The organism is Kitasatospora sp. NPDC048286, assembly GCF_043201735.1.
GTDB lineage: Bacteria > Actinomycetota > Actinomycetes > Streptomycetales > Streptomycetaceae > Kitasatospora.
On record NZ_JBICZE010000032.1, the window covers coordinates 23,008 to 31,766 of the forward strand.

1 protein-coding gene and 1 pseudogene are annotated in these 8,759 nt (G+C 75.8%); both read right to left on the reverse strand.

Annotated elements, in window-relative coordinates; translation table 11 throughout:
* Positions 1-12: 12 nt before the first annotated feature.
* Positions 13-6,570, reverse strand: a pseudogene (locus ACGF13_RS39815) (beta-ketoacyl synthase N-terminal-like domain-containing protein); the annotation flags it as partial.
* A gap of 103 nt (positions 6,571-6,673) precedes the next feature.
* Positions 6,674-8,759: SDR family NAD(P)-dependent oxidoreductase (locus ACGF13_RS39820; RefSeq protein WP_392884501.1), on the reverse strand; the 2,086-nt coding region annotated here is incomplete at its 5' end.

Here is an 8,759-nt window from a genome sequence, read left to right on the forward strand (position 1 = left end):
GATGAGGGCGGGTCAGTTCACCCCGAGCTCGCTGTCGATGAAGTCGAACAGGTCGTCGTCCGAGGCCTCGCCCAGCTGCACCTGCGCGCCCCGGTCGCCTCCCTCGCCGTCCCCGCTCTCGGCGGCCTCCAGCCGCAGCAGCAACTCCCGCACCCGGCCGGTCAGCCGGTGCCGGTCCCCGCCCCCGGCGGGCAGTGAGGCCAGCCGGCGCTCCACCCGCTCCAGGTCCGCCAGCGCCGAGGCCAGCCCGTCCTCCTCGGCCGGGGCCAGCTCCTGCGCCAGGAACCGCGCCAGGTCGATCGGGGTCGGGTGGTCGAAGACCAGCGTGGTCGGCAGCCGCAGCTCGAAGGCCGCGGCCAGCCGGTTGCGCAGTTCCACCGAGGTCAGCGAGTCGAAACCGAGGTCCTTGAACGGGCGCTCGGTCCCGATCGTCCCGGCGTCGGTGTGACCGAGCACCACGGCGACATGGCCGCGCACCAGGTCGACCAACTCCCCCTGCCGCTCCGCCTGGTCCAGCGTCGCGAGCCGCTCGCGCACCGCCCGGGCGCCGTCGGGCGCCGCGACCCCGCCGTCCGCCGCGGTGCGGCGGGCCGGGGCCCGGCCCACCAACTCGGCGAACAGCGGCCGGGAAGCGCCGGCCGCGGCCCGGCGGCGCAGCGCCGACAGGTCCAGGCCCAGCCCCACGGCCAGCGGCTGACGGCCCGCCAGCGCCTCGTCGAACAGCGCGAGGCCCTGCTCGTTCTCCAGGGGCAGGACGCCGTCCCGGGCCATCCGGGCCAGGTCGGCCTCGCCGAGGCCCTCGGTCATGGTGCTGGCCTGCGCCCACAGACCCCAGGCCAGCGAGGTCGCGGGCAGGCCGAGGGTGTGCCGGTGGTGGGCCAGGGCGTCCAGGAAGGCGTTGGCGGCCGCGTAGTTGGCCTGGCCGGGAGTGCCGGTCAGGCCGCTGGCCGACGAGTAGAGGACGAAGGCGCTCAGGTCCAGGTGACGGGTGAGCCGGTGCAGGTTCCACGCGGCGTCCGCCTTGGGACGCAGCGCGGTGGCCAGCCGCCCCGGGCTCTGCGCGGTCAGGACGGCATCGTCCAGCGCACCCGCGGTGTGCACGACGGCGGTCAGCGGGTGGTCCGCCGGGACGGACGCGAGCAGGGCGGCGAGAGCGGCCTCGTCGGCGGTGTCGCAGGCCTCGATCCGGGCCCGGGCGCCGAGGTCGGCCAACTCCCGCAGCAGCTCCGCCGCGCCCGGCGCCTGCGGGCCGCGGCGGCTGGTGAGCAGCAGGTGCCGGACGCCGTGCCGGGTCACCAGGTGCCGCGCGAGCAGACCGCCGAGGGTCCCGGTGCCGCCCGTGACGAGCACCGTGCCCTCCGGGTCCAGCGGGGCCGGCAGCGTCAGCAGCGCCTTGCCGGTGTGCCGGGCCTGGCTCAGGTGGCGCAGCGCCTCCGGGGCGTGGCTGACGTCCCAGGCCGTCACCGGCAGCGGGCGCAGCGCCCCCTCCTCGAACAGGGCGACCAGCTCCGCCAGCATCTCCTGGACCCGCTCGCGCGGCACCCGCATCAGGTCGTAGGCGGTGTACGACACTCCGGGGAAGCTCTCGCGCACCCGCGCCTCGTCGCGGATGTCGGTCTTGCCCATCTCCAGGAAGCGCCCGCCGGGCGCCAGCAGGCGCAGCGAGGCGTCCACGAACTCCTGCGCCAGCGAGTTGAGCACCACGTCGAAGCCCCGGCCGCCGGTCGCCGCCCGGTACTGCTCCTCGAAGTCGAGGGTGCGGCTGGAGGCGATCCGCTCCTGGGGCACACCGAGCGAGCGCAGCGTCTCCCACTTGGGGGCGCTGGCCGTGCCGTACACCTCCAGGCCCCAGTGCCGGGCCAGCTGCAGCGCGGCCTGGCCCACGCCGCCGGTCGCGGCGTGCACGAGCAGCGACTCGCCCTCGCGGACCCGGGCCAGGTCCGCCAGGCCGTGGAAGGCGGTCAGGAACACCACCGGGACGACCGAGGCGTCGGTGAAGCTCCAGCCCCGCGGCATCCGGGTCAGCCACCGGTGGTCGGTGACCGCCGCCGGGCCGACGGCGTTCGGGAACAGCCCCATCACCCGGTCGCCGACCGCCACCGAGGTGACCCCCGGCCCGGTCTCCAGCACCACGCCGGCCGCCTCGCCGCCGATCTGCGCCTCGTCACCCGGGTACATCCCGAGGCCGATCAGCACGTCGCGGAAGTTCAGGCCGGCGGCGCGCACCCGCACCCGTACCTCGCCGGGCGCCAGCGGGGCACCGGCCTCGGGCGCTGGGAGCAGGGCCAGGTCGCTCAGACTGCCCTTGCTGCGCACGTCCAGCCGCCAGTGCTCGGTGCCCGGCGGCGGGGTGAGCAACTCGGTGGCGGCGGCCGCGCGGACCAGCCGCGGGGCGTACACCTTGCCGTCGCGCACGGCGAGTTGGAACTCCTCGCCGGAGCGCAGGGCGGCGGTGACGGCCCCGGTCGGGCCCTCGGCGAGCGGACCGTCGAGGTCGAGCAGGCCGAAGCGGTCCGGGTGCTCGGAGTGGGCGGTGCGGACCAGACCCCAGACGGTGGACGCCGCGAGGTCGCGGATCTCCGGGCCGGGGCGGGCGGCCACCGCACCCCGGGTGACCAGGACGAGGCGGGCGTCGTCGGGGACGCCCTCGGCCAGCCACTCCTGGGTGAGGGCGAGGGCCCGTTCGGCCAGCCCCCGGGCGTGGTCGGGCAGTTCGGCGTCGGCCGGGGACTTTCCGGTGAGCGCGGCCAGGACCAGGGCGGGGGCCGACTCCCCGGCGAGGGCCGTCCGCAGCGCGGCCAGGTCGGCGTGGACGGTGGCGCCCAGGGCGTCGGCGAGGCCGAGGCCGTCCGGCGCGAGGACGTGGACGCCCCGGGCGGAGGCGGCGGGGTCGAGCGGGGCGGTGGCCAGCGGCTTCCACTCCACCAGGTGCAGCGGGGCGCCCGCGGTCTGCGCGGCCCGGGCGGCCGGGCCGGCGAGGGCGGCGAAGTCCCGCTGCGAGCCGGGGCGCGCGGTGAGCGCGGTGACCGTCGCCACCGGCGCTCCTTCCGGGTCGGCCAGGTCCAGGCGCATGGTCCGCTCGCCCGCCGGGGCCAGCCGCACCCGCAGCGTGCGCGCTCCCAGCGCCGCCAGCCGTACACCGGACCAGCTGAACGGCAGCAGCACGGACCCGTCCTCGTCGGCGTCCAGCGCCCCGGAGGCGAGCGCCCACGGGTGCAGGGCGGCGTCCAGCAGCGCGGGGTGGAGGGCGTGGCCCTGCGTGGCGGCGCCCTCGGGCAGGCGGACCTCGGCGTAGTGGGTGTCGCCGTCGCGCCAGGCCCGGACGAGGCCCTGGAAGAGCGGGCCGTAGGCGTAGCCGCGCTCGGCGAGGCGCGGGTAGAGGTCGGTCAGGTCGACCGGTGTGCCGGCCGGCGGCCAGGCGGTCAGGACCCCGGCGTCCGGGTCGGTGCCGGAGGCCGCGTCGGAGAGGGCACCGGTCGCGTTCCGGGTCCAGGGGGCGGATTCCTCGGTGCGCGAGTGGACGGCGAAGGCGCGCAGCCCGCGGTCGTCCGGGCCCTCCACGGTGAGCTGGAGTTCGACGGCGCCCGGCCCGCCGAGCACCAGTGGCGCCTCCAGGGTGAGGTCCTCCAGCGTCGCCGCTCCGGCCAGCTCCGCGGCGTGCAGCGCGAGGTCGACGAAGGCGGTGCCCGGCAGCAGCGTGGCCCCGGCGATGGTGTGGTCGGCCAGCCACGGGTGGGTGCGGGTGGAGAACCGGCCGCTGAGGACCAGCCCGTCGCCCTCGGCCAGCCGGACGGCGGTGCTCAGCAGCGGGTGGTCGGTGCCGGACTGGACGCCGGCCGTCCGGCGGGCCGCCAGCCAGTAGTGGCGGCGCTGGAAGGCATAGGTGGGGAGGTCGGCGTGGGGAGTGGGGGAGGCCGGCCGGTAGCAGGTGGGGGTGTGGCCGGTGGTGTGGAGGGTGGCGAGGGCGGTGGCGAGGGACTGCGTCTCGGGGGTGTTCTTGCGCAGGGTGGGGATCGCCACGGCGTCGGTGGTGAGGCTCTGGCGGGTGAGCGCGGTGAGGGTGGCGTCGGGGCCGAGCTCCAGGAAGCGGGTGACGCCCGCGGCCTCCAGGTACTGGATGCCGGGGTGGAAGCGGACGGCCTCGCGGACGTGGCGGGCCCAGTACGCCGGGTCGGTGAGTTCCCCGGTGACCGGCTGCGCGGTGAGGTTGGAGATCACCGGGATCCTGGCCGGGCGGAAGGTCAGCTTGCCGATCGAGGCCCGGAAGTCGTCCAGGAAGCCGGCCATGTGCGGCGAGTGGAAGGCGTGGCTGACCTGGAGGCGGGTGGTGCGGCGGCCCTGGGCGGTGAAGTGCGCGGCGACGGCCTCGACCGCCGGGGTGTCACCCGAGACGACGGTGGAGCGCGGGCCGTTGACGGCCGCGAGGTCGACCCCGCGGCCCAGTACCTCCAGCAGCGCCAGCACCTCCTCCTCGGTGGCTTCCAGGGCGGCCATCGCGCCGTCACTGCGCGCGGCCTGCATGTAGCAGCCCCGCGTGGCGACCAGGCTCACCGCGTCCTCCAGCGAGAACACCCCGGCCACGTGGGCGGCGGCGACCTCGCCGATGGAGTGGCCGATCAGGTAGTCGGGGACGATGCCCTGCTGCTCCAGCGTCCGGTAGAGGGCGATCTGCAGGGTGAACAGCGCGGCCTGGGTGTACGCGGTCTGGTGCAGCACCTCCGAAGCCTCGCCGCCGCCCCACAGCACCTCGTGCAGCGGACGGTCGAGCAGCCGGTCGAAGCGGTCGCAGGCGTCGTCGAAGGCGGCGGCGAACGCCGGTACCGCCTCGTAGAGTTCGCGGCCCATGCCGGGGCGCTGGCTGCCCTGTCCGGTGAACAGGAACGCCGTCCTACCCGGCCGGACCGTGCCGGTGACCAGCCCCGGAGCCTCGGTGCCCTCGGCGAGCGCGCGCAGGCCGGCGAGCAGGCCCTCGCGGTCGGCGGCGCGCAGGACGGCGCGGTGGTCGAAGCGGGTGCGGGCGGCCAGGGCGTGGGAGGCGGCGGTGGTGTCGGTGCCCGGCCGCTCCAGGTGGGTGGCCAGGGCGCGGGCCTGGCCGCGCAGGGCCTCTGCCGACCTGGCGGACAACTGCCAGGGCAGGGCCTGGAGTTCGAGGGCGGCCGGAGCGGAGGCCGGCGGCTCCTCGGCGTTCGGCTCCGCGGCTTCCTCGACAGACTGTTCGAGGATGACGTGGGCGTTGGTGCCGCTGATGCCGAAGGAGGAGACGGCGGCGCGGCGCGGCCGGTCGTCCGCGGTGCCCCACGGGCGGGCGTCGGTGAGCAGTCGGACGGTGCCGTCGGACCAGTCGACGTGGCTGGTGGGCTCGCTGACGTGCAGGGTGCGAGGGAGGGTCGCGTGCCGCATCGCCATGACCATCTTGATCACGCCGGCCACACCCGCGGCGGCCTGGGAGTGGCCGATGTTGGACTTGATCGAGCCGAGCCAGAGCGGGTGTTCGGTGTCGCGGGCGCGGCCGTAGGTGTTCAGCAGGGCCTGCGCCTCGATCGGGTCGCCGAGGCGGGTGCCGGTGCCGTGGGCCTCGACCGCGTCCACCTGGTCGGCCGTCAGCCGGGCGTTGGCGAGGGCCTGGCGGATGACCCGCTCCTGGCTGGGCCCGTTGGGGGCGGTGAGCCGGCTGCTGGCGCCGTCCTGGTTGGTGGCGGTGCCGCGGACCAGGGCGAGGACCGGGTGGCCGTTGCGGCGGGCGTCGGACAGGCGCTCCAGGAGGAGCAGGCCCGCGCCCTCGCCCCAGCCCGTGCCGTCCGCGTCGTCCGAGAACGAACGGCACCGGCCGTCGATGGACAGGCCCCGCTGGCGGCTGAACTCCACGAAGGTGTTGGGCGTGGACATCACCGTCACCCCGCCCGCGAGGGCGAGCGAGCACTCGCCCTGCCGCAGCGCCTGGGCGGCCAGGTGCAGGGCGATCAGCGAGGAGGAGCAGGCGGTGTCCACGGACACGGCGGGGCCCTCCAGGCCGAAGACGTACGCCAGCCGGCCGGAGGCCACGCTGCCCAGGCTGCCACTGGCGAGGTAGCCCTCGTACTCCTCGGGGGCGGGCTGCAGCCGGGAGGCGTAGTCGTGGTACATCACCCCGGCGAAGACCCCGGTGTCGCTGCCGCGCAGGCTGGTCGGGTCGATGCCCGCCCGCTCGACGGCCTCCCAGGCGGTCTCCAGCAGCAGCCGCTGCTGCGGGTCGGTGGCCAGTGCCTCGCGCGGGCTGAGGCCGAAGAACTCCGGGTCGAACCCGGCGGCACCGTACAGGAATCCACCGTGCCGGGTGATCGACCTGCCGGTCGCGTGCGGGTCCGGGTCGTACAGGTCCTCCTCCCAGTCCCGGTCCTCGGGGAAGGTGCCGATGGCGTCCGTGCCGTCGGCGACCAGCTGCCACAGCTCCTCGGGCGTGGTGACCCCGCCCGGGTAGCGGCAGGCCATCCCGACGATCGCGATCGGCTCCTGCCGGGCGTCCTCGATCTCGGTCAGCCGCCGTCGGGCCTGCCGCAGATCGGTGGTGGCCCGCTTGAGGTACTCGCGGAGTTTCTCCTCGTTGTTCGCCGCTTGGTTGTTCGGCACGTCGTTGTTCGCCACGGAATCTACCTTCAGCTGGAAATGTCGGTCGGGAGCGGGACGGCGGGCGGGATCAGGCCAGGCCGAGCTCCTTGTCGAGGGCGTCGAACAGCTCGTCGTCGGTCGCCGCCGCCAGGTCGCCGTCCGGGTCCTCCTCGGCCGTCAGCCCGTGCCATCCCTGCAACACGTACTGGAGGCGCTGGGCGATCTCGGCCGCCTCCGGGACGACGCCGCCGGCGGCGTCCGCCGAGTGCTGCTTGAGCAGTGCCTCCAGCCGGTCGATCGCCTCCAACGGGTCCCCGGCGCCGGCCGGTTCCGCCGGGGCCAGTTCGGCGAGCAGATGCCGGGCGACCGCCAGCGGGGTCGGGTGGTCGAAGACCACCGTGGTGGCCAGGCGCAGCCCGGTGACCTTGTTGATCCGGTTGCGGAACTCCACCGCCGTGAGCGAGTCGAACCCGAGGTCCAGCAGCCCGCGCTCCGCCTCGACCCGGTCCGGCGAGCCGTGCCCGAGGACGGCCGCCACGTGCTCCCGCACCAGCTCCAGGAGCAGCGGCTCGCGCTCCTCCGTCGGGGCCGCGGCGAGCCGGTCGCGCAGGGACGGGCCGGTGGCGGCCACCGCGGTCGGGGCCGCCTTCGCGCGGGGCGGCCGCGGGGCGGTCCGAACCAGCCCGCGCAGGATCTCGGGGAGCGTGCCCGAGGCCGACCTGGCCTGGAGGGCCGAGCTGTCGAGGGCGACCGGGGCGAGCAGGGGGCTGCCGTGGCCGAGTGCCGCGTCGAACATCCGCAGCGCGTCCTCGGGCGCCATCGGGACGATCCCGGAGCGGCGAAGCCTGGTCAGGTCGGCCTCGTTCAGCTTCTCGCCCATGCCGCCCTCGTCCCAGAGGCCCCAGGCGAGGGAGGTGGCGGGCAGGCCGAGGGTGTGCCGGTGGTGGGCGAGGGCGTCCAGGAAGGCGTTGGCGGCGGCGTAGTTGGCCTGGCCGGCGGTGCCGGTGAGGCCGCTGACGGAGGAGTACAGGACGAAGGCGGTCAGCGGGAGGTGGGCTGTCAGCTCGTGGAGGTGCAGTGCGGCGTCGATCTTGGGGCGCAGGACGGTGTCGAGCCGTTCGGGGGTGAGGGCGGTGATGATGCCGTCGTCGAGGACGCCGGCGGTGTGGATGACGGCGGTGAGGGGGTGGTCGGTGGGTACGGCGGTGAGGAGGGCGGCGACGGCGTCGCGGTCGGTGGTGTCGCAGGCGAGGGCCCGGACCTCGGCGCCGGACTCGGTGAGTTCGGCGATGAGGTCGGCGGCGCCGGGGGCGTCGGCGCCCCGGCGGCTGGTGAGGAGGAGGTGCCGGACGCCGTGCTCGGTCACCAGGTGCCGGGCCAGCAGGGCACCGAGTTGACCGAAGGCGCCGGTGATCAGGACGGTTCCGGCGGGAGCGAAGTCGAAGTCGACGGTGCCGGTGGCGCTCGCGCGGCTGAGGGTCGGCCCGTGGAGGGCGTCGTCGCGGACGGCGAGCTGGCCGCGACCGGAGGCGAGGGCGCCGGGCAGGAGGCGGGCACTCTCATGGACCGGGACCGCGGGATCGAGGTCGAGGACGGTGAACCGGCCGGGAGCCTCGGACTGTACGGTCCGCAGCAGGCCCCAGACGGGCGAGTCCGCGAGGGCGGGGACCGCGGGGGCGGGACCGGCCGCGACGGCGCCCCGGGTGAGGACGACCAGCCGGGAGTCGGCGAGGCGTTCGTCGGACAGCCACTCCTGGAGGACGGCCAGGGCGGTGTGGGCGGAGTGGTGGGCGCCTTCGGGGAGGCCGAGGTCTGCGGCGGACCAGGGGAGGAGCACGGTGGCGGGGGTACGTCCGGACGCGTCGACCGCGGCACGGAGGGCGGTCAGGGTGGGGTGGGTCTCGGTGATGCCGAGAGCGGACGCGATCGGGTCGCCGGCCTGGCCGACGAGGGCCCAGTCGGTGGTGTCGGTGCCGGTGTCGGCGGGGTGGACGGGCAGCTTCTGCCAGTCGACCGTGTAGAGCGGGTCGCGGTTCGAGCCGAGGGTGCTGGGATCGAAGGCGCGAAGGGTCAGACCGGCGGTGAGGACGGGGGTGCCGGTGGGGTCGGTGATGGTGAGGTGGGTGGTGTCGGGGGTGGTGGGGGTGAGGGTGGCGTGGAGGGTGGTGGCGTTG